The following is a 19,359-nucleotide window of genomic DNA, read 5'->3' as shown; positions in this document are numbered from 1 at the left end:
TTTTTTAAATATATCGTTCATTACTTACAATATATCAACGATTTTTCAAATATATCGATCGTAACTTGCAGTATATCAACGATTTTCTTAATATATCGATCTATCGACAAAAAACGACACTTTCTCATCAACAAAAAAAGAGCCCACACATTCAAATGTGGACTCTCTCCAATCACTTATTTACCGAAAAACGAAGTAACTGCGTTAATCCCGGCTCTAAATTCATTTCACCTTTATGACGTACGTATACAGTTTTATCTCCATCAAATTTCGGAGGATTTGCTTGACTATACGTATGCCACTCATTCGTTCCTTCTATAGAATACTCCATATATTCATTTGCACCGACAATTATATTTTTACGATCATCTGCCGTTACATTTGGTGCCATCTGCGCAATTTTTGAATCACTAATTAATAACTTCTTTATATCCTTATCACGTTTGTAATCGTAAGCTGTCACAATTACATCGTTACCATATGCTTTCACTTGTAACCCTTGTTTAAATGAATAGCCATCTGGAGCAGTTTTCTCTCCCCCATTTGGTCCTGCTGACATCCAGCCTGTTTCAATCCCGCCCGTATTTACAACAGTGAAACCTTTTTTATCTCCGCCTGTAATTTTCTTTTTACCAGCCCAGTCAGGTAAGTTTAAATCCCAATGTGTATGACTCGTGAAGAAAACAACCTGCGGATAGTCTTTTAATATATCGTACAATTTATCCACGTTTAAATAATCTTGTAAATATGGTGATTGTCTTGATCCAGATACTGTATCAGGTAAAACGTGATGAGAGAAAATAAAGATTGGCTTATTTTTATCTTTTTGACTATACTCTTCTAAATTTTGTTTTAACCAACCTAATTGCTCATCACTCATATATACTTCGTCCCACATTTTTGAATCGTGGTATTTCATATATTTTTCAGTTCCTAAAAATAAAAGTGGATATCCATCTAATTCTTTTTTATGATATACCTTTTCTTGTCCACTAAATTTCAGATAGCGATTAAATAAAGTTTCCTCAGTTACACCATTTGGCCATGTAATTTGAGAGAGTTTCCCATCCGCTGTCCATTTCCCAGCATAAAACTCATGATTCCCAACAGTAGACCATACATTTTCCGGATGCTTATTTTTATTTAACACACGCTTTACATCATCATATTGTGACTGTTGTCCAGTCGGCGTTATATCCCCATTCATAATAAGCGCTCTAGAAAGTGGCGTCACTTTGTTCATATCTTTTAGCACATGATCAAAATCCCCTAAATCCCCTTGAATATCACTAATAACGTTAAAAGTTGTAGCTGATTTTCGGACTTGCTCTTTCCCTTCCGCATGCACTGAAAACGTCGGTAATAATGCCGCCATAACTGCTAACGAAGCAACTGTCTTTTTCATACAAATTCTCCCCCTAATAATAGAATGTACAAACTGACATGTTCTGCTTTCTCTTAGGTGCTTGTCCAATTCACATTATAGGGGGAGATTGTAAAGATTAATGGAATAAAAAATTAAGTGTTTTTTAAGATATTTTGTCTTTTTTTCACACTCCACATTAGCAATTCGCGCCAATCTAGCTTTCTAGTCTTTAACATTACATAAATGTAAATGAATATGATGAATCTCTTAGTTTAATATGTTTTCTTTTTATCTCTGTTATATAACCGCCACAAAATATGCTATCTTTTCAAGTTCTCTTTCTTTAATAAACGTTACTCCTCTTTTAATTAGCCTTAAAATTGTAAAGTGGCTTAATAATATGTTTAATATCAATTGTTTCTTTTGTATTCTCAATAATTTCATCCATTGGCTTATATACCATTGGTGCTTCATCTAAAGTACTTTCTGCAACAGATGTAGTCCAAACCTCTGTCATTGTATTTTGAAAATCCTCTAAGTTAAGTACTTCTTTCGCCTTCTTGCGACTCATAATACGCCCTGCTCCATGAGGGCCAGAAAAGTTCCAATCTGGATTTCCTTTACCAAATGCAATGATTGAACCATCTCTCATATTGATTGGAATGATTACTCGTTCATCTTTCTGAGCTGAAATAGCACCTTTTCTTAGAATCATATTGTCCATATCGATGTAGTTATGGATTGTAGTGAATTGATCTGTTACTTTCCAATCCATTGTAGTGACGATTTCATCAATCATTGCTTTACGATTTAACTCCGCATATTTTTGTGCAATTTTCATATCATTCATGTAATCTTTAAATCCTTGTCCTTCTAAATAAGCTAACTCTTTACGAATCACCGGTTTCTTAATTTCACGTAAAGCTTCATGTATTTCTTGTTGTCTGCCTTCTTTCGTTAAACGCTCAATAATTTCTTCTTTAATAGATTTAACGTTTATAAGTTGCTCGTAAGCAAAGTTTTGATAATACTCTGCTACTTGTTTCCCTAAATTACGCGAACCACTATGAATAACAATGTATACATTTCCTCCATCATCCTCATTCAGTTCGACAAAATGATTGCCCCCGCCAAGTGTACCAATACTTTTTTGAGCACGTTGCAATGTAAACGGGGCTCTTACACTATCAAAATCAATCATTTTTGAAAATCTATGTTCCTTATCTCGAATACGAAAACCACTTGGGACAAATTTACGTATCGTTTCGTCTAAGTGATCGAAGTTGATTTCCTCTTTTTTCTTATTAATCATCACAACTTCCATGCCACAACCAATATCGTACTTACCTCTCAGTTTCCTGAAAGAGTGGACTATACCTTCTCTACAGTCATCGAGATATGCAGCCTCTACTGTAGGCTCACCGTATTAATTATTCCTCTTCAATTCAAAATGGATGAGGAATAATTCTGTACCTTAGTCTGCTAACATGGTACAAGTCTCTGAACCATTCGATTATGTCACCATAACCACTGGCTGCTGATTACCCTCGCCTTTTATCGTTAGGGTTCCCAGTCAATTGAGTGAGTAGTTTAAGGTCTGAGCCGATTAGTTAACCCCGACTAAATTAGGAACAATTTTATCTTGAATCGTCATTGTTGTCCCAATCGTACAACCTGCGCCCGCATGTGTATCTGGCATAATACAAATCTTGCTATCCTTTACGAATTCTTGGTTACAAAGATCAATAATTTGACCTGCTGCAGTTTCTTCAACATTCGTAGTAAACACTTTTGCTTCATTATATTTCCCTTGTAATTTCAACATCTTCTATTTCCCCTTTCCTTTAGTTTCTACAAAAAATCAATTCATACATATTATATATTTATATAATATGTAATATGTATATCAATATATTTATAATTATATTTTCCACCACTACAGCTCATTTCCTTTTTTATAAAAAAAGACACAGAGATTCCTCTCCATGCCTACTAATTTCCTACCTCTTCACCGCATGCACATAATGCACCGTTTCAAAAGCTTCTAAATAATCATTTCTTCCTTCAAAATATAATGTATTTATATCCTCTGGTGATAAATGCTCATAAATAAGTAAGCCCGCCTTCTCTAACAGTGCTTCCATTTCAGCGTAAGAAAAACACGATTTCATCGGTTCTCCGCCTACTGCAGCCATTTTTACCATATTTTCCACTCGATTGGACAGTCCCTTTTCTGTAAATAAGTTTTCATCTGGATAATCAAAAACGATAGAACTCCCCTCTGGAACCATCGCAAATAAACGTACTATTAAACTAGAAAGCTCCTCTTTCGTTAAATAGTACGTAACACCTAATAGGCTAAAGAAAGTCTTTTTATTTTCAAATCCTTCATTCCGTAACTGTTCACTGGAAAATCCTTTCGTGAAATCCATTGAAACAAAATGAAGGTTATTTGGAACTTCAAGTTCTACTTCTTTTATTCTTTCCTTCTTAAACGCCTGCGTAGAAGGATGATCCACTTCAAATATTTCTATTTTATTTTTTAATTCTCGGTGTCTAAAACTGAACGTATCTAAGCCTGCACCGAGTATGACGTATTGTTTCGCTCCTAATGTAATTTCATGTAGTAATACTCTTTCACAATATGCGGCACGTGCTAAAGGTGTTGGCGATAATTGAACTTGTGTAATCCATTTTAATATTTCTTTTGGATTGTCTTGAAACTGCTCTGCAATGTCTGTATTGAAAAAGTGAATCCCTTGAACCATGTTCGTTTCAATATTGTTACGTTCTTTTTGTGAAATGAAATCTTTAGCTACATAATCATCAAAGATTTTAGGATTATCAAATTCACTATGATACGCCCTTCCGAATGCTGATACTAACGACGTTACACTTGCTTCACCTTGTTTCACGCACATACACTCTCCTTCATTTTCACAACAAAAATAGGGTTCCCCTGGCCAGGAGAACCCTATTATACACCTTATTTTTATATTGGTAAATTATAGCATAAATAAGTTTTTTCGTCAAGTTTTCAGCCTACTAACGCTCCAACAATTTGTGTAATCTCTAGCAGGAAGATTTCGATCTACACCGAATATTCCAGTTCATAACAATACAAATGGAGGGCATCATGAAAAGATTAGTCATCATTACAGTTGGAAAAACACACAGTGGAAAAACTACATTTGCAAAAGAGCTAGAAAAAGAGTTACCTAATTCTTTTATTATGGACCAAGACAACCAAGCTGAATTTATTAACACACATTATGAAAAATTACAGCCGACAGAAGGTTCAAATACACTAAAGCACGGTCTTTCAAAATTCATTGTTGATTATGCGAAAGAACATTCAAATTTACACCTTATTATTTGTAATTCCAATCGCAGTAAAAACGGAAGGTTCTATTTACTAAACGAATTATTTCCACAGAATGAATATGTACGCATATTAGTTCACTTTGACATCCCAGATGATGTACTTTATGAAAGAGTGGGCCTTAGTAAACGAAGTACAAATATTTTTAGGGGGAACTATTCCAGTTTCAAAGAAGTCCTCCATCGCCAACAAGCTGAATCACTACATGAAGACGTAGTAGATCCTGTAGAAAATGAAGCTGATTATTTGCTTGTTATTCGTAATAGTAAGGATGTAAACTCTACTACATTAAAAATTATTCATATCGCTAAAGAGTACTCCCCTATCCGAAATAAGAGATTATAAAAATTACATAATCATAGATTATTATACAAATACTTCCTCTAGACGGCGCAGATGGTATATAATGATGGAAGAATCTACTTCTATATGCTCAATTTCACACAAAACAGCTCATGCATATGAAAGAAAAGAGGTACAAAAATATGAAAACAAAACAAACAATTGCTGCGTCTACACTAGCTTTAGCAATGATTGCTGGCGCGAACTCTGCTCATGCGAAAGTAAATGATGCTACTCCTCAGCAAAGTACGGGAGATCGATTAGCTGAAATTAAGCAACATAAACAAGAGTTAGATGCGAAATTACAGCAACACAAAGAAAACGTGGATCAAACATTAAATGAACTTAACAAAGTTAAGGAAAATGTTGATACAAAGGTGAATGAACTACATGAACGTAAACAAGTTGCTGATGAAAAAATTAACGAAGTTAAACAGCATAAACAAGAACTAGATGCAAAACTTCAGCAAGACAAACAAATCGCCGAAGATAAAATCGCTGAAATTAAAGAGCATAAAAAACAAGTAGAAGATAAAGTTGCTGAAGTAAAAGAACATAAGCAAAATATCGATAACAAAGTGAATGAGATTAAAGAACATAAACAAACTGTCGATGAAAAAGTGAATGAAATGAAGCAACATAAAGAGAACATTGATCAAAAGGTTAATGAACTTAAGGAAGTTAAAAAACAAGTAGATGAAAAATTAGCTGAGTTAAAGAAAGCGAAACAAACTGCTGAGGACAAACTCGCTGAACTAAAAGAAAACAAGCCGAATACTGGTAACACGTTAGAGGAACTTAAGAAAATTAAAGGCAATTTAGACAGTCTTTCCGCTAACTTAGAATTAGCTAAACAAGATGTAAAAAACAAACTAGCTGTTTTACAAGAAGCTAGACAAGATTTAATCAATAAAATTAACGAAATTAAACAATCGAAACAAACTGTTTCAGACGATTTAACAAAGAAAAAACAAGACCTAGATATTAAAATCAATGACTTTAAGCATACTGAGAAAAAAATTGACGACAAATTAGCTGAGTTACATACAACGAAGCAAAATGTTGATAACAAGATTAATGAAGTATCACAGTCTAAACAAACGCAAGCAGATAATGGTACTAAAAACAATAACGCTAAAGAACTTCCTAACGCTGGTAGCGAGCAATCAAACAATATGGCTCTAGGAATGCTATCTGTATTAGGCGGTGTTTTATTACTTACTCGTAATAAAATTAAAACGTTATTTTCTAAATAAATCCATTAAAAAAAAGGAAAACCGCACATACATGTACGGTTTTCCTTTTTTTTATATTAACTGTCCATCTCTCAGCGTCAATATACGATCACATACATCAAGCATTCTTTCATCATGTGTAATCATAATCGCTGCTTTTTGGCTCTCTTTCACCTCGCGTTTCATCATTTCTACAACTTCACGTGCACGTTTTGAGTCTAAGCTTGCCGTTGGCTCATCCGCTAATATTAAATCCGGATTGTTCATGAACGCACGAGCGATTGCTACCCTTTGTTTTTCCCCGCCAGATAGTTGATTTGGATAATGATTCTTTCTTTCTCCTAATCCAAATGCCGCTAATAAATGATCTGCACGCTTTTCGGATTCTTGTTTACTTTCCTTTTTTAGCTTAGCAATGTAAAGTAATTGTTCTTTCACATTTAAATATGGAACTAGGTTTGCAAACTGGAAAATGAAGCCGATTTTTTTCAAACGAATATCTGTCATTTCCTTTTCTGATAACTGTGTAATATTTTGCTCACGAATGTAAATGTCCCCTTTTGACGGTGATAATAATGCACCCGCGATTGATAGTAACGTACTTTTTCCTGATCCAGAAGGACCGACGATTCCGATAAATTCTCCAGCTTTCACATCAAGCGATATCGGATGAAGGGCTGTTACTTCCGTATTCCCTTCTCCGTACACTTTACTTACTTTGTCTAATTTTAATAATGAAGTCATTACATCCCACCTCCAATTGCTTCTAGCGCATCAACTTTTAATACTTGATATAACGAAATAAGTGTTCCTAAAATACTAATGACGATAAAGATTGCGGCATATTGTGCAATCATCGGTGTTGTTAATAAGAACGGCATACCTGCTGGTAAAATTTGTTCTAATCCTTGTACAAGAACGATACTAATTACCATCGCAACGACTGATAAGAATAACGCCTGTACGACTAGGCTATTTGCTAAATACGAGTTCTTCGTACCAATTGCTTTTAATACGCCTAATTGCTGTGTTTTTTGTAATGTAATGACGTAGAAGAATACACCGATTAGTAACGCAGCGATAACAAGTAAGAACGCAATGATCATCGTTAATGTTCCTTGCTCTTCTTTAAATCCTGGAATACTTTGCAGTACTTCTTTTTTATCGATAACGTGAGCATTTTTAATCTCTTTATCTGTATTCAGCGCAATTGCACTATAATCTTTTTGGTTTGGTTGTGAAATAGCACTCCATACGTCTTCATTTACATAAACAACTGGCGTATGGCTAAACATTTGATCTTTCGTAAATCCAACGATTGTAAACTCTTTCTTTGAAACAGGATCGATAATTGTATCCCCGATATCGATTCCTTTTTCTTTAATGGATTCATCAGCAACCATTTCGTTGTTTGCTGTACCTAATTTTTCACCTTTTACAATGTTCGGTTCTAAAAATGAATCACGTTCGCTTGAGAAAATAGCAATATCAACCTTTTTCGAACTCTCTTTCTTTTCATATGTTGAAACTTTCACACGAAACGGAACTGCCTCTTTCTCGCCTACTTGATTTACTACGTTATCTACATCGTCTTTCTTAATTTGTGAACGAAGTAATTTATTTTCCGCATCATCTGCTAAAACGAACTTATTTGCCTCCATATTTTGAATCGATGAAGCATTATCATATGATAATCCATTTGCTAATCCTGAAATAACAAGGACTAAAAATGATAATAACACCATAATGAGTCCGATTAATCCGTATCTTAATTTTGATTGTTTCAATTCACGCAGAGCTAAAAACATTATGCTCGCTCCTTCCTCTTTCTTTCTATGCACTAATCATAAAAAAGAAATATGAACGGAATATGAACAGAAGATTACAGAGCAAAAAAATAAATTTTCTGAAAGTATTGAAAATAAATAGGATCCTTGATACAATTCAGTCAAATAATATTGACCGAGTAATTTAATTCAAGGAGTTGATCATGTTGAAGCCCGTATTAACACTAACTACTTATAGCCAACTAAAAGCATTAAGCGATCCATTACGTGCCGAAATGATGATACGTCTATGCGAACGTCCTTATACTGGACAATTACTATCTGAGAAATTCGGCATTTCAAGGGCGAAAATTCATTATCATTTAAAAGAATTAGAAAAGAATGGTCTTATAGAGATCGTTTATACAGAAGAAAAGAATGGGATTGTTCAAAAATTTTATCAATCTGTCGCTAAAGGCTTCACCCCTGCCGCAGATCTATTACCTCATTTAGAAATATTAAGCGAATCAGGTCGCCAAATCTTTTTACAAATGATAGAAAGAACGAAAAGCCAAATTCTCGCTGCACCAGAAGAAGCTTTTACATTACAAAATGCAAGTGAAGATCCAGCTAAGTGGAATTACGTTTCATCCTGCTGGGAATTTGATGCTACGCCAGAACAATTTCAAGTGTGGGTAAAAAAGTTTTATGAATTAATGGCTGAATTAAACGAAATCACAAAAGGTGCAGATAAAGATCCGAATAGTAAACCTTATTATATTTCTACTACTGCACTTCAAATCGCTGAGAGAACAATGCAGCAATTTGTTAAAGAAGAAGAAAAATCGTAATACGATTTTTTTTACATAAACGGTCAATTTTATTTTACCGAATAAATTTATCCCGCATTAACGGGCAGTAAGACTCTCACCTCAAAATTCAGCTGGAGCACAGAAAAGTTAGGTGGGAGGTCAACTGCCCATAAACGCCCGATTGGTTCAACTAATAATCAGTGGGATGAACAAAACCCCACTGATTAAAGTTTCACTTTATTATAAAGGAGTAGATTAAATGGACGTATTAAAAAACCGGAATTTCCTCTTATTATTTTTAGGGAGAATTTTTACAAACATAGGAGATAGCTTGTATTATGTAGCGGCGATGTGGCTCGTATATAAACTGAGTGGTAATCCTTTTTATTCTGGATTGGCTGGTTTCCTTACACTATTACCTTCTGCACTTCAATTTCTTACCGGTCCATTCGTTGATAGATGGTCAATAAAAAACACCCTCGTCATCACACAAGTTTTGCAATGCATCCTTATTTTGATCATTCCTATTACACACTACTTCGACCTACTAACAGTCCACCTACTACTCATCATCATGCCCATCGTAGCTTTTATCGAACAATTCGCCTATCCTGCACAGTCAAAAGCTTTACCACTTCTACTGAATAAGACACAATTATTAAAAGGAAATTCACTTTTCTCATTTGCATACCAAGGCATTGATTTAATTTGTACGACTCTTTCTGGAATATTAGTAGCACTATTTGGCGCAATCACTTTATATGTGATCGACTCTTTTACATTTGCGATTACCGCCCTGTTGTTCTTTTCATTAAAAATACCAAAACAAACTGAAACAGACACACCACTTTCAACTAAGCAATATTTCTCTGATTTAAAAGAAGGCTTTTCAATCGTCTTTCGTTCATTGATGGGCGTCTTCTTAATCGGTTCCGTTGTCGCTAATTTTTCAATCGGTATGACGATGGCAATACTCCCTTCTTTCGCTGATTCTTTAGGCGGTGTGAAATTATATGGTTTCTTTTTAGCCGCCATATCCGCCGGTTGTTTAATTGGAGCACTATTCAGTTCATGGGTTGGTAAATATAATGTTGGCCGTGTCTCCATTATTAGCTTTGCGACTGGTGCTTTCTTTTGGTTTCTCTCTACGGTTGTACCGTTTCAATGGTTATCTATTTTTTTATTCGGCTTAGCTTGGATACCAATTGGTGCGACCAACATATTATTTGCGACTATTGGTCAAATTGTAATTCCAAACCAATATCTTGGGCGTATCAATTCAGTCACACGGAGTATGGGCACAATTGCTATGCCGCTTGGCTCTTTAATTGGCGGATACACTGCGAATGTATATAGTAGCCAAATCATTTTTGCGCTCGCTAGCATCGGGATTTTATTCATCTCCCTCGTATGGCTGCTTCATCCGAAATTACGGGCTTTGCCGAAAGCTGATGAAATTACAGCGGATACTTTTGAGCTTCGGTTTAAGGAAGAACAGGTGAAAGGTACTGCTTTGTAACAGAAAGAAAATATTTTCTTTCTATTACAAAGCTCAAACAAGCATAACCCTATTCGAAATTTCGAACGGGGTTATGCTTGTTTACTTTTTGATGCAAAATAGCACCCTTTAATGGAATAACTAATACGTTCCGTTAACGCTTTGCTGGCCATGCCCCCTGCATTTTCCTTAATTGAATAATTTGGCCTGTATGATAAGCATCATGAAGCATGATGTCCAGTAATTTCTCTTCAAGTGAATTTTGTTCAAGCTCTTTTTCAGAAATCACGCTCAATACCTGTCTTAAATTACGCTGAGCATTTTCAGAACGTTCAACGACTTCCTTCCATTCCGTGTCATCATTAGATTGCTTAGTAAGATAAAAAGTGTCATTACCGTCAAGGTTATGTGCCCATTCATGACCTTCCAAGTTTGCAGCAAGCCTCTCTTTGTAATAAATGAGATGATTAACGTTCTCCCAAATGGTATTCGTTTCCTCACCAGATGGTTTCCACATAGCCTGTTCGGCTGTAAGTCCTTCTATAGCATGTTTAAACGGTGCATACCAACTCTCTTTATCGAATGTTGAATCTAGTGCGTTTAATAACAAGTCAGTTCGTTTCAAATTAATTTCCTCCCTACACGGTTCAAGTTTTAATAAAACCCTTATAACTCTGTAGGGATTCTACATTTTTAAATAAACTTCCTCCTGATCTCACTCCATAAACTCATCCGATTATATAATTAAAATGGGGCACATTTTTTCACTTTACACGTATACTAGCGCCAAAAAAAGAAGAGGCCGTTTCCAAACAGCCTCTTCCATCTATTTGGGAAGCTCCACCCGAACAGTAGTCCCTTCACCTTTCGTACTATACACCGAAACATTTCCATGATGCAGTTCAACAATTTTCTGCACAATCGATAATCCTAAGCCACTACCTTCTATGTTTCTTGCCCTTGCTGTATCTACTTTGTAAAAACGATCAAAAATACGATCCATTTCTTCTTTTTCCATACCGATTCCGTTATCAGATATAGAGATAATGACATTAGATTCTAGCTCTTCAACAAAAAATTCAATCGTCCCAGCATCGTTTGAAAATTTAATGCTATTCGTAAAAATATTACTCCACACTTGATGAAGTAAATTTTCATCACCTTGAATTGTAATGTCCGGCACATCAAATTCAACAGCGATATCTTTTTCACGCCATTTCCACTCGAGCATAAAAATGACGTCTTTAATTTGCTTCTGCAAATTGAATTCTTTTATTTGTAGAACTTTTTCTTCTTTATCTAGTGAAGCAAGCGTAAGTAACTGTTTACATAAACTAGACATTCGCTTACTTTCGCCCTCAATAATTTGTAAGTAATGATTTCTTTCTTCCATGCCCATCTTTTCTGTTTGCAACGTCTTCGAAAATCCTTGTATGGAAGAAAGCGGTGATTGAAATTCATGCGAAACGTTCGAAACGAATTCTTGTCTCATTTCATCTAGTTCTTTTATACTTTTCGTCATCTTTTGGAAGCTTGTAGATAACGTTCCTATTTCATCTTTTCGTTTTACGTCTAATTCAATTTTATATTCTCCACTCGCAATTTTTTGCGTAGCCTTCGTAAATTTACGGATTGGGCGAACAATATAACCTGCTGCAATCGCTATAAAAATAATACTTAATAGTACGATAAACCCAAGTAATACTGCTAAGAAAATCCTCATCTCGCCAAATTGGTTCTGAATGTCAGGACGAATAAATAATGCGTACTGTTTATCACCGTGTTGCACTGGTACACCAACGCTATTAATTAATTCATTATCGAAAAAACCTGTAATAAATAGGCGCGTTGGATAGGTGGAAACACCATTAAACGTTTCTCCTTGCAATACTTTATGAACTGTATCGTCGCTAATAGAAGTCTTACGAAACGCATTACCGATACGCTTTCCATTCTTTTGATCATCGACAATATAAATTTCATATCCTAGCTTCGCAATAGAATGTAAGTACGCCTCTTGATTTTCTTCACTTTGCTTTTCATATAACGATTTAACTTCCTCAGCATACTTTAAAATCTTTTCACTGTTATACGGTTTTAACTTCACTTGATAATATACATTCGTTAATAAAAAACCGATAATACTACTAAGAAGCATAATACCGACTGTCATAAAAACAAATCTAGAATATAGTGATTTCATTTTATTTCAACTCCAACTTGTACCCGAGTCCGCGCACTGTCGTAATTTGAAAATCATCCGTTCGTTTTGAAAAACGATCTCTCAGCCGCTTTACATGAACGTCAACCGTTCGTTCATCTCCTTCAAAATCCATTCCCCATACTAATTCAATTAGCTCTTCTCTTGAAAATGTTCTGCCAGGATAACTAGCAAGTTGCGATAACAATTCAAATTCCTTTAAAGGAAGCAAAATCGTCTGCCCGTTACACTTCACTTCAACACCTTTACGATCAATTGTCGTTCCGTGGAGTGTAATAATGTCAGCACTCAGCATTTGATAGCGACGTAATAAAGCTTTCATACGAAAAATCACTTCCGCTGGTTCAAATGGTTTTACAATATAATCGTCTGTACCCGAAATGAATCCTTTTTCTTTATCGACTAACTGATCCTTTGCAGTTAATAAAATAACCGGTATATCATGATACTTCCGGATTTCTTCACATAACGTATAGCCATCAACAAACGGCATCATAATGTCTACTATCGCAAGGTGAATATTCTCTTTCTCTAATACGCCTTGCGCTACCTTTCCATCTTCAGCCTCAAAAACTTTAAACCCCTCTTTTTGTAAATGGTAATGCAATAACTCTCTAATATGCTTATCATCATCAGCTAATAAAATATGTATCATGTTCATTAAACCCTCTCTTGTTCATCCTTCTACATCCTTACATTAAGAAACAATTGGATTTTTTGCAAGAAAAAGAAAAACAAACCAACATTTTAAGATAAATAAAAAGAATCTATTTTGAAAAAAGATTATTCAAAATAGATTCTTACGTTTTAGTATTAAGATTATTTTAATGAAAAGTAATTTCTATGCTTTAGAAATATCAACGAATCCTTCTCCAAATACGTCACGAACATCGTGTATAGCAATGAACGCAGCCGGATCTGTAGTTTGAACAATCCGTTTTAGCTTGACTACTTCTTGCTTATTAATAACAACATAAAGAATTTCCTTCGGAGTTTTCGTGTAATAGCCATGACCTGAGTACACAGTAACCCCTCTGCCCATTAAGGTAGTTACCTTCCCAGCTATTTCATTCGGGTTATCAGAAATAATCGTAATGGCTTTCTTCGGATTTAAACCTTCAATTACAAACTCCATCACTTTCGTTGCTACATATAGCATAATAATTGTTATCATCAGTTTTTCTGCACCAATGATGAAATAAGATGAAAACGCAACAATTAAATCGAAGAACAGTAGACCGTAGCTAATGCTCCATCCTAAATATTTATGCGTCATCCTTGCTAAAATGGTAGTACCTGCTGTTGTTCCGCCAACTCGAATAATAAGACCAATCCCGCACCCAATAAATATTCCTCCGAAAATGGCATTTACAAGCATTTCATCCGAAGTAATCGTCCAACCTTCTGTCAAATGAAGAAATAGCGAGTTCGTAACTACAGCGATAATCGTATAAATTGTTGTAATCTTATTTAAAAATTTATAACCAGCTATTAACAAAATCGCATTTAAAATTAAGTTAACTAAGCCTGGTGACCATTCAAATAAATAATACGTAATAATCGTGATACCAGTTACTCCACCCTCACCAAACTCGTTCGGGATAACAAACAAATTGACACCTAACGCAAAAAGAAATGCACCAATAATAATAAAAATAATGTCTGTCGTTCTTTTTTTCATACAGTACCTCACTTCTTATGTAAATATTTATTCTGTCATAAACTCTCACCATTATATCGTGGAATATTCAAATCGAACAGTGGTTTATTTTTATTTTAATATAGGATGATAAAACAACTTTATCCTATATCCACATGTAATTTAAAAAGTAAAACAACTGTATTTATTATGTACTACAAGTAAAGTTTTGATTTCACATGCAGTTGATGCTAAAAAATGAATATGAACACTCACTCGTACAAACTTCGAATACAAAACAAATAGGCGAAGCTATAGAATAGACTTCGCATCAAACATGTTATCACAGAGATTTATATTCATACATTCCAGAAATAAATTTACTTATCTTTCTCCATATATTCTTTAATCTTTCGTTCTTCCCACTCTTTTCCGAATATCCCAACTGGAAAAGTTGTCAAACCATGTATAACGATACCGATTCCCCAACCTGCAAGTGGATATAAAAACCACAATTTACTGGAATCAGAGATTATATTTATAATAAAAAGCATTACGTTCACTAGTATATAAACCGTTAAATGAATGTAAAACGCTTTTAAATTCTCCACCCTTTTTTTAGCTCGTAAATAATTCTCATCTTGCTCCATATATAAACACCTCTTTCATTATTATATTTTTTAAATTCGCTCCGATTTAAACATCATATTCTAATCAAAAATCTCTTATTCTCAAAAATTCACAAAATAAAAAAGATCGTCTTCATTTCAGGAAGATTGCAGGTGCTAGTGGATACCCTTTTTTGTTCGTAGTACGATACCTTGTAAAAAAATTAAAAAATCAAATTTCACAATAGAAATAAAACCTTTAAATCTGTATAATAAAATTAACAGCGATATTTTAATACAGAAAGGTTTTGGTAACATGCTAGGTATCGATGTCAAAAAAACAGATGGAGAATTAATTATTTCATGGCAACTAGCTAATATTCAAATTCCATTAAGTGAAATTATTGAAGTTACAGAAGATGAAACCTATGCTGGTGTAGAAGAAGAAAACGTAATCCGAATTGGAACAGCATACGCTACAACAGACCGGATTTTAATCAGAACAGCAAAACAAAATTATCTATTATTTACGACCAATAGAATCTCAATTTTGAATAAAATCAATGCATAAGCAATAGGATAAAACAATTGTCTATATGAGTTTATTCGATTCAACTGTATACCCGCATTTTAAAAATTATTATAGATACAATGATGTAAAAATGAAAAAAAGTACCCAGCAAATTGTCATACACATGATCATTTGCTGGGTACTAAGGGATATATTTGTTAATTACAGAATGCTAATTAAGACCAAATCCAAACATCATCATTATTTTCAACGTTGTTCTTTACCTCATGAACTTTTTCAATATTGTCCGTTGTGTTCCAGTTAATAGAACTTCCGCCCCAGCCCACATACTTCATATCAACTTTTACTTTCTCGCCCGTATGAAACACTTGTCCCTTCGTTAAGAAAACATCAATAATAACTTTTTTCCCGTTTAGCGATGGATACTCCACTACGACATATTTAGTAGAACCTTCTCTCCCATCTTCCATCGTTCCTACTTTTGCTACTTCCCCAATTACATAATCAGGTGAGCCATCTTCTTTCATGTGCATGCCTAACTTGTTTGTTGTATTTTCAATTGCAGTTGCAACCATATATTCCGTAAAATTACGCATCATAGATCCAGTAGCTTTAACCTCATCTCCTACTTTCACATTTGAGAAAGTATCCATGTATACACTAACAGGTTCTTCGTATTGCTTAGATTTCACAACAATTACACCGTTATCTACTTCTACTACTCGTCCTTCTAACGTCGAGAAGTTCGATTCAATAGAAGCTGCACTCGCTTTTGTTACTTCTAATCCTGGTAAATTTGTTCCTGATAATGCTGCGATACCTAAAGCACCTGCTAAAATTATTTTTTTCATACCCATTATGAAACATCTCCATTCATGATGATTTTATTTTTTTGATTGGATACGACCAACCTGTAACTATTATAGTTACAGGTTATGTAAAATAGCAACCCTCTTTCTTATGCAATGTTGCATACTGTAACTTTTAAATATACAGCAAGAGGGCTAAATTCTCGAATTATAATAGTTAATTTAATTCAAAGCTAAAATAACCTTATGAGCACGGTATAAAGAAATTACGAACTGCTTTCGGTCCTAAGGTTAGCAAATACCTTTATAGAAGCTCGATTAAAATCTGTTCAACTAATCGAAAAATGAACGATGTCGAATTTTATTTTTTAAAATTCAAATTTCAAGGAGGTTTTACAAAATATTACACAGAATTATTCGTATATCGTAATATAATTGGTAATTTTTTACGATTTATTTCATTTTATCTACCACGTTTAGACAAAATGGAAAACCATAGCAAAAGGAGAGAGATAGATTGAAAAGAAAAATTAGTACAGCTGTTGTAGGGTTATCAGTGTTTAGCTTTGGTCTTTTTGGTGTAAATATTGGGGACGGTGGCGTTGTAAAAGCTGAGCACGGTGAAACTTTTTCTCCGAAATTAGAAAGCCATGCTGATTTCACTGCTCCTAAACTAGAGACACATGCTGATTTAAGCTCGAAATTAGATTCACATGGCGACATTTGGGCTCCTTCTTATAATAGAGGCGACGGTGGCGCTCCTGCCTATGATCATGGCAGACCTCCTATTTCATCATACAATAAAGGAGATACTTGGGCACCTTCTTATACAAATACTCATGGAGAAGGAATGACTCCTAAAAAAGAGAGTCACGCTGACTTCTTTGCTCCTACGTTAGAAGCGCATGGTAATACTGGCGCTCCTGCTTTAAATGTAGGCGATACTCCTGCTCCGAAGCTTGAAGGGCACGAGCATTTCCCTGCTCCGAAACAAGAAGCTCACGGTGAGACTATTTAACACAAAAATCCTAGCTATTGTAGCTAGGATTTTTACCTTCTTACCCTATTCACACCTCATGCATACTTTCTCAACTTTTATTTCAGCATTGTGCATGTGGCATCATTTCATTAAGATTCTATAGTCAATTGTGTCCTTTTCTTCATAAAAACACATGGACTGACAGGTTTTACCGACCTATATAATTCTGAATATTTTTTATCAACAATAAATTCCATATAATTACTTTTAATCGTGTTACCATTATAGTTACAATTATATAAAAAAATATACAAGGGGGCTAATATGAACATTTCATTGAAGGGACATACATATACAACAAAACATTTAGAAGCTTGGTACCATGCAATCTTAACGCAAAACGTTAAGGAAGCACAAATTCAGTTTCAAGAAGCTAAAAAAGAACATGAAGAAATGCTTTTGAAAGAAACAGAAACAATTCCACTTTATCACTTATATTACGCATTACTCCAATTCCGACATACAGCTCTGACAGATGGACTATCAATCACGAAAGATAGTTTTCAAATCATAGAAGACCAAGAAAAACCAGAAGATAAACACTTATCTTATCTATATCATTATTATAAGGCGATTCATTTTGCAGCAATTAATCATTATCAAGAAGCAGAAGAATGTTTCTTAAAAGCACAGGCACTTTTATCCGGACATAGTCAAATTGAACAAGCTGATTTCTATTACCGATATGCTGCTTATCTTTGTCACCAACAACAACCAAGTTTTGCGATTGTAAATGCTTCTAAAGCATTAGAATTTTTTGAAACGCAACACGGATGTGAAAGAAATATTTCATCCTGTTTAAGTGTACTTGGTGCTTCTTATGTAGACGTAGGACATTTTGAACAAGCTGAGGAAAGCTATAACAAAGCGTTAGATATTCTCCAAAAATTAAATGAAGAATCATTACAATTGTATGTGCGCGGTAATCTAGGTCATCTATATGCTAGCCAGAATCTTTCTGAAGAAGCGATCCGTCACTTGACACAAGTTGTTGAAAAAATCCCATCTCACTACAAAGCTATATTCTTACTTGCACAAGAACATGAAAAATTAGGACTTATCGACAAAGCAAACCACTACATTAAAATAGGGAAACAACTTATTTCTGAACTTGGTAATGAAGAGCATAAACATCACTTTGCTATATTAGAAGCTTTCACGAATCAAACTGAATTAGACAAAATTGAACCGATTGTTTTAGAAGGAATTGAATACTTTAATAAAGAATCTTTATATATCTATGTTTCTGAGTATCTTGAAAAACTAGCTCTTGCATTTTATAACAAACAACAACATGAGAAAGCAAGTTTATACTTTTTTAATAGTACAGTAGCAAAAAAATCAAATGAAAGAGGGTTAAAGAAATGAAAAGAACAATTGGTAAAATCGCTGTAGGTATTGCATTTACGGGTATTGCTGCATTTGGATTAAATGCAGGTTTCACAAATCAAGCTGGACATACTCACTTCCCGTCTCCTCCAGCTCCTTCTTTTTCTGAGGGCCATACTGGCGGGGCTCCTGCATTAAACATCGGTGACACTGGTGGAGCTCCTAAACAAGAAGGGCATGCACATTTCACTGCTCCAAAAGTTGAAGCTCATGGACATACTGGCGGGGCTCCCTCTAACACTGAACATGGTACAGATATTTAAGTTACCCAAATTGAAATCTATTTAGTTTACCATTTTCATATATTTACAAGGAAACCATTCGATGTAACGAATATTATGTATATACATGATTTCTATTGTGATACACTCTACCCAAGAGAAATTTTCAATACATATGTGGTTTTCAAGTCTAAAAAATACACCTAGTAATTAGGTGTATTTTTCATTTTATCTCTCTATCTAATAATTAAAAAATACTCCCCTAAAAACCCCAACAAAAAAACAAAGAAACTCCCTATACTTCAGACACTTAAAGTACCACGAACGTTGCAATTTTTAGTGCCACTCCAGATCCAATCCCACTTTCATCCCAAGTGCCTAAAGGCAATAGCTTTCTTGTTCAGGAAAAGCTATCCCCCTCTCCATTCATGATGATTTTATTTTTTGGATTGAATACGACCAACTTATAATCATTACAGTTACAGATTGCAGAAAATAGC

The 19,359-nt window shown here is 34.6% G+C and carries 20 protein-coding genes; 8 read left to right on the top strand and 12 right to left on the bottom strand.

Features of this window, described 5'->3' with window-relative positions:
* Positions 1 to 172: 172 nt before the first annotated feature.
* The 4 genes from C4S65_RS04745 to C4S65_RS04730 all read right to left on the bottom strand — a co-directional run bounded on the left by C4S65_RS04745 (position 173) and on the right by C4S65_RS04730 (position 4,287).
* Positions 173 to 1,405 carry a DUF4073 domain-containing protein gene (locus tag C4S65_RS04745; protein ID WP_086406990.1) on the bottom strand — a complete coding sequence of 411 codons (1,233 nt, stop codon included), beginning with the start codon at positions 1,403 to 1,405 and terminating at the stop codon, positions 173 to 175.
* 325 nt (positions 1,406 to 1,730) lie between these two features.
* Positions 1,731 to 2,690 (bottom strand): RNA-splicing ligase RtcB, encoded by a 960-nt coding sequence (locus C4S65_RS04740; protein WP_000454384.1) that lies wholly within the window; start codon positions 2,688 to 2,690, stop codon positions 1,731 to 1,733.
* A 282-nt stretch (positions 2,691 to 2,972) separates the two neighbouring features.
* Positions 2,973 to 3,191 (bottom strand): RtcB family protein, encoded by a 219-nt coding sequence (locus tag C4S65_RS04735; RefSeq protein ID WP_000916238.1) that lies wholly within the window; start codon positions 3,189 to 3,191, stop codon positions 2,973 to 2,975.
* Between the two features lie 175 nt (positions 3,192 to 3,366).
* Positions 3,367 to 4,287: a class I SAM-dependent methyltransferase gene (locus tag C4S65_RS04730; RefSeq protein ID WP_086406989.1), complete on the bottom strand. Its 921-nt coding sequence runs from the start codon at positions 4,285 to 4,287 to the stop codon at positions 3,367 to 3,369.
* 215 nt (positions 4,288 to 4,502) lie between these two features.
* On the opposite strand from C4S65_RS04730, the gene C4S65_RS04725 reads away from it, so the two are divergent.
* Complete coding sequence (locus C4S65_RS04725) at positions 4,503 to 5,093, top strand: AAA family ATPase (protein WP_086406988.1); 591 nt, start codon at positions 4,503 to 4,505, stop codon at positions 5,091 to 5,093.
* Positions 5,094 to 5,233: 140 nt separating this feature from the next.
* Positions 5,234 to 6,346 carry an LPXTG cell wall anchor domain-containing protein gene (locus C4S65_RS04720; protein WP_098838694.1) on the top strand — a complete coding sequence of 371 codons (1,113 nt, stop codon included), beginning with the start codon at positions 5,234 to 5,236 and terminating at the stop codon, positions 6,344 to 6,346.
* Between the two features lie 51 nt (positions 6,347 to 6,397).
* Here the strand turns inward: C4S65_RS04720 and C4S65_RS04715 are convergent, their stop codons facing one another.
* A complete protein-coding gene (locus tag C4S65_RS04715; protein WP_000202597.1) occupies positions 6,398 to 7,069 on the bottom strand; it encodes an ABC transporter ATP-binding protein in 672 nt (223 codons plus the stop codon).
* Positions 7,069 to 8,133 carry an ABC transporter permease gene (locus C4S65_RS04710; RefSeq protein WP_061666922.1) on the bottom strand — a complete coding sequence of 355 codons (1,065 nt, stop codon included), beginning with the start codon at positions 8,131 to 8,133 and terminating at the stop codon, positions 7,069 to 7,071. Before C4S65_RS04710 ends, C4S65_RS04715 begins: the two co-directional genes overlap by 1 nt.
* Positions 8,134 to 8,318: 185 nt before the next feature.
* Between C4S65_RS04710 and C4S65_RS04705 the strand changes: the two genes are divergently transcribed.
* Together C4S65_RS04705 and C4S65_RS04700 are read left to right on the top strand one after the other, a co-directional pair.
* The gene (locus tag C4S65_RS04705) at positions 8,319 to 8,942 is read left to right on the top strand and encodes a winged helix-turn-helix domain-containing protein (RefSeq protein WP_086407000.1); all 624 of its coding nucleotides are present in this window, start codon (positions 8,319 to 8,321) and stop codon (positions 8,940 to 8,942) included.
* A gap of 220 nt (positions 8,943 to 9,162) precedes the next feature.
* Complete coding sequence (locus C4S65_RS04700) at positions 9,163 to 10,422, top strand: MFS transporter (RefSeq protein ID WP_086406987.1); 1,260 nt, start codon at positions 9,163 to 9,165, stop codon at positions 10,420 to 10,422.
* Between the two features lie 133 nt (positions 10,423 to 10,555).
* Here C4S65_RS04700 and C4S65_RS04695 read toward each other — a convergent pair whose 3' ends face one another.
* The 5 genes from C4S65_RS04695 to C4S65_RS04675 all read right to left on the bottom strand — a co-directional run bounded on the left by C4S65_RS04695 (position 10,556) and on the right by C4S65_RS04675 (position 14,911).
* Complete coding sequence (locus C4S65_RS04695; protein ID WP_086406986.1) at positions 10,556 to 11,026, bottom strand: DinB family protein; 471 nt, start codon at positions 11,024 to 11,026, stop codon at positions 10,556 to 10,558.
* 201 nt (positions 11,027 to 11,227) lie between these two features.
* The gene (locus C4S65_RS04690) at positions 11,228 to 12,604 is read right to left on the bottom strand and encodes a HAMP domain-containing sensor histidine kinase (RefSeq protein ID WP_061666919.1); all 1,377 of its coding nucleotides are present in this window, start codon (positions 12,602 to 12,604) and stop codon (positions 11,228 to 11,230) included.
* A 1-nt stretch (position 12,605) separates the two neighbouring features.
* A complete protein-coding gene (locus C4S65_RS04685; protein WP_001055963.1) occupies positions 12,606 to 13,283 on the bottom strand; it encodes a response regulator transcription factor in 678 nt (225 codons plus the stop codon).
* Between the two features lie 180 nt (positions 13,284 to 13,463).
* Positions 13,464 to 14,303: a YitT family protein gene (locus C4S65_RS04680; RefSeq protein ID WP_000747489.1), complete on the bottom strand. Its 840-nt coding sequence runs from the start codon at positions 14,301 to 14,303 to the stop codon at positions 13,464 to 13,466.
* 338 nt (positions 14,304 to 14,641) lie between these two features.
* Positions 14,642 to 14,911, bottom strand: coding sequence for a 2TM domain-containing protein (locus tag C4S65_RS04675; RefSeq protein ID WP_048544779.1), 270 nt, complete (start codon positions 14,909 to 14,911; stop codon positions 14,642 to 14,644).
* Between the two features lie 274 nt (positions 14,912 to 15,185).
* Between C4S65_RS04675 and C4S65_RS04670 the strand changes: the two genes are divergently transcribed.
* Entirely contained in the window at positions 15,186 to 15,440 is a 255-nt protein-coding gene (locus tag C4S65_RS04670) for a hypothetical protein (protein ID WP_086406985.1), read from the top strand.
* 176 nt (positions 15,441 to 15,616) lie between these two features.
* Here C4S65_RS04670 and C4S65_RS04665 read toward each other — a convergent pair whose 3' ends face one another.
* Positions 15,617 to 16,258 (bottom strand): ATP F0F1 synthase subunit alpha, encoded by a 642-nt coding sequence (locus C4S65_RS04665; RefSeq protein ID WP_086406984.1) that lies wholly within the window; start codon positions 16,256 to 16,258, stop codon positions 15,617 to 15,619.
* A 469-nt stretch (positions 16,259 to 16,727) separates the two neighbouring features.
* Here C4S65_RS04665 and C4S65_RS04660 point away from each other — a divergent pair, with 469 nt between their 5' ends.
* The 3 genes from C4S65_RS04660 (at position 16,728) to C4S65_RS04650 (ending at position 18,901) form a co-directional block, all read left to right on the top strand.
* The gene (locus C4S65_RS04660) at positions 16,728 to 17,228 is read left to right on the top strand and encodes a hypothetical protein (RefSeq protein ID WP_086406983.1); all 501 of its coding nucleotides are present in this window, start codon (positions 16,728 to 16,730) and stop codon (positions 17,226 to 17,228) included.
* 285 nt (positions 17,229 to 17,513) lie between these two features.
* A complete protein-coding gene (locus tag C4S65_RS04655) occupies positions 17,514 to 18,617 on the top strand; it encodes a tetratricopeptide repeat protein (protein ID WP_103945143.1) in 1,104 nt (367 codons plus the stop codon).
* Complete coding sequence (locus C4S65_RS04650; protein ID WP_086406981.1) at positions 18,614 to 18,901, top strand: hypothetical protein; 288 nt, start codon at positions 18,614 to 18,616, stop codon at positions 18,899 to 18,901. Before C4S65_RS04655 ends, C4S65_RS04650 begins: the two co-directional genes overlap by 4 nt.
* Positions 18,902 to 19,359: the final 458 nt, after the last annotated feature.

It is taken from the genome of Bacillus sp. ok061 (assembly GCF_900108285.1).
Taxonomy (GTDB): Bacteria; Bacillota; Bacilli; order Bacillales; family Bacillaceae_G; genus Bacillus_A; species Bacillus_A thuringiensis_S.
The sequence above is the reverse complement of the archived record's forward strand: the minus strand, read 5'-3'. Positions and strand labels throughout refer to the sequence as shown.

Bases quoted from the DNA above. Each gene is read 5' to 3' on its own strand.
- C4S65_RS04745 (WP_086406990.1), bottom strand. From the start codon at position 1,405: ATGAAAAAGACAGTTGCTTCGTTAGCAGTTATGGCGGCATTATTACCG.
- C4S65_RS04740 (WP_000454384.1), bottom strand. From the start codon at position 2,690: ATGGAAGTTGTGATGATTAATAAGAAAAAAGAGGAAATCAACTTCGAT.
- C4S65_RS04735 (WP_000916238.1), bottom strand. From the start codon at position 3,191: ATGTTGAAATTACAAGGGAAATATAATGAAGCAAAAGTGTTTACTACG.
- C4S65_RS04730 (WP_086406989.1), bottom strand. From the start codon at position 4,287: ATGTGCGTGAAACAAGGTGAAGCAAGTGTAACGTCGTTAGTATCAGCA.
- C4S65_RS04725 (WP_086406988.1), top strand. From the start codon at position 4,503: ATGAAAAGATTAGTCATCATTACAGTTGGAAAAACACACAGTGGAAAA.
- C4S65_RS04720 (WP_098838694.1), top strand. From the start codon at position 5,234: ATGAAAACAAAACAAACAATTGCTGCGTCTACACTAGCTTTAGCAATG.
- C4S65_RS04715 (WP_000202597.1), bottom strand. From the start codon at position 7,069: ATGACTTCATTATTAAAATTAGACAAAGTAAGTAAAGTGTACGGAGAA.
- C4S65_RS04710 (WP_061666922.1), bottom strand. From the start codon at position 8,133: ATGTTTTTAGCTCTGCGTGAATTGAAACAATCAAAATTAAGATACGGA.
- C4S65_RS04700 (WP_086406987.1), top strand. From the start codon at position 9,163: ATGGACGTATTAAAAAACCGGAATTTCCTCTTATTATTTTTAGGGAGA.
- C4S65_RS04690 (WP_061666919.1), bottom strand. From the start codon at position 12,604: ATGAAATCACTATATTCTAGATTTGTTTTTATGACAGTCGGTATTATG.
- C4S65_RS04685 (WP_001055963.1), bottom strand. From the start codon at position 13,283: ATGAACATGATACATATTTTATTAGCTGATGATGATAAGCATATTAGA.
- C4S65_RS04680 (WP_000747489.1), bottom strand. From the start codon at position 14,303: ATGAAAAAAAGAACGACAGACATTATTTTTATTATTATTGGTGCATTT.
- C4S65_RS04675 (WP_048544779.1), bottom strand. From the start codon at position 14,911: ATGGAGCAAGATGAGAATTATTTACGAGCTAAAAAAAGGGTGGAGAAT.
- C4S65_RS04670 (WP_086406985.1), top strand. From the start codon at position 15,186: ATGCTAGGTATCGATGTCAAAAAAACAGATGGAGAATTAATTATTTCA.
- C4S65_RS04665 (WP_086406984.1), bottom strand. From the start codon at position 16,258: ATGGGTATGAAAAAAATAATTTTAGCAGGTGCTTTAGGTATCGCAGCA.
- C4S65_RS04655 (WP_103945143.1), top strand. From the start codon at position 17,514: ATGAACATTTCATTGAAGGGACATACATATACAACAAAACATTTAGAA.
- C4S65_RS04650 (WP_086406981.1), top strand. From the start codon at position 18,614: ATGAAAAGAACAATTGGTAAAATCGCTGTAGGTATTGCATTTACGGGT.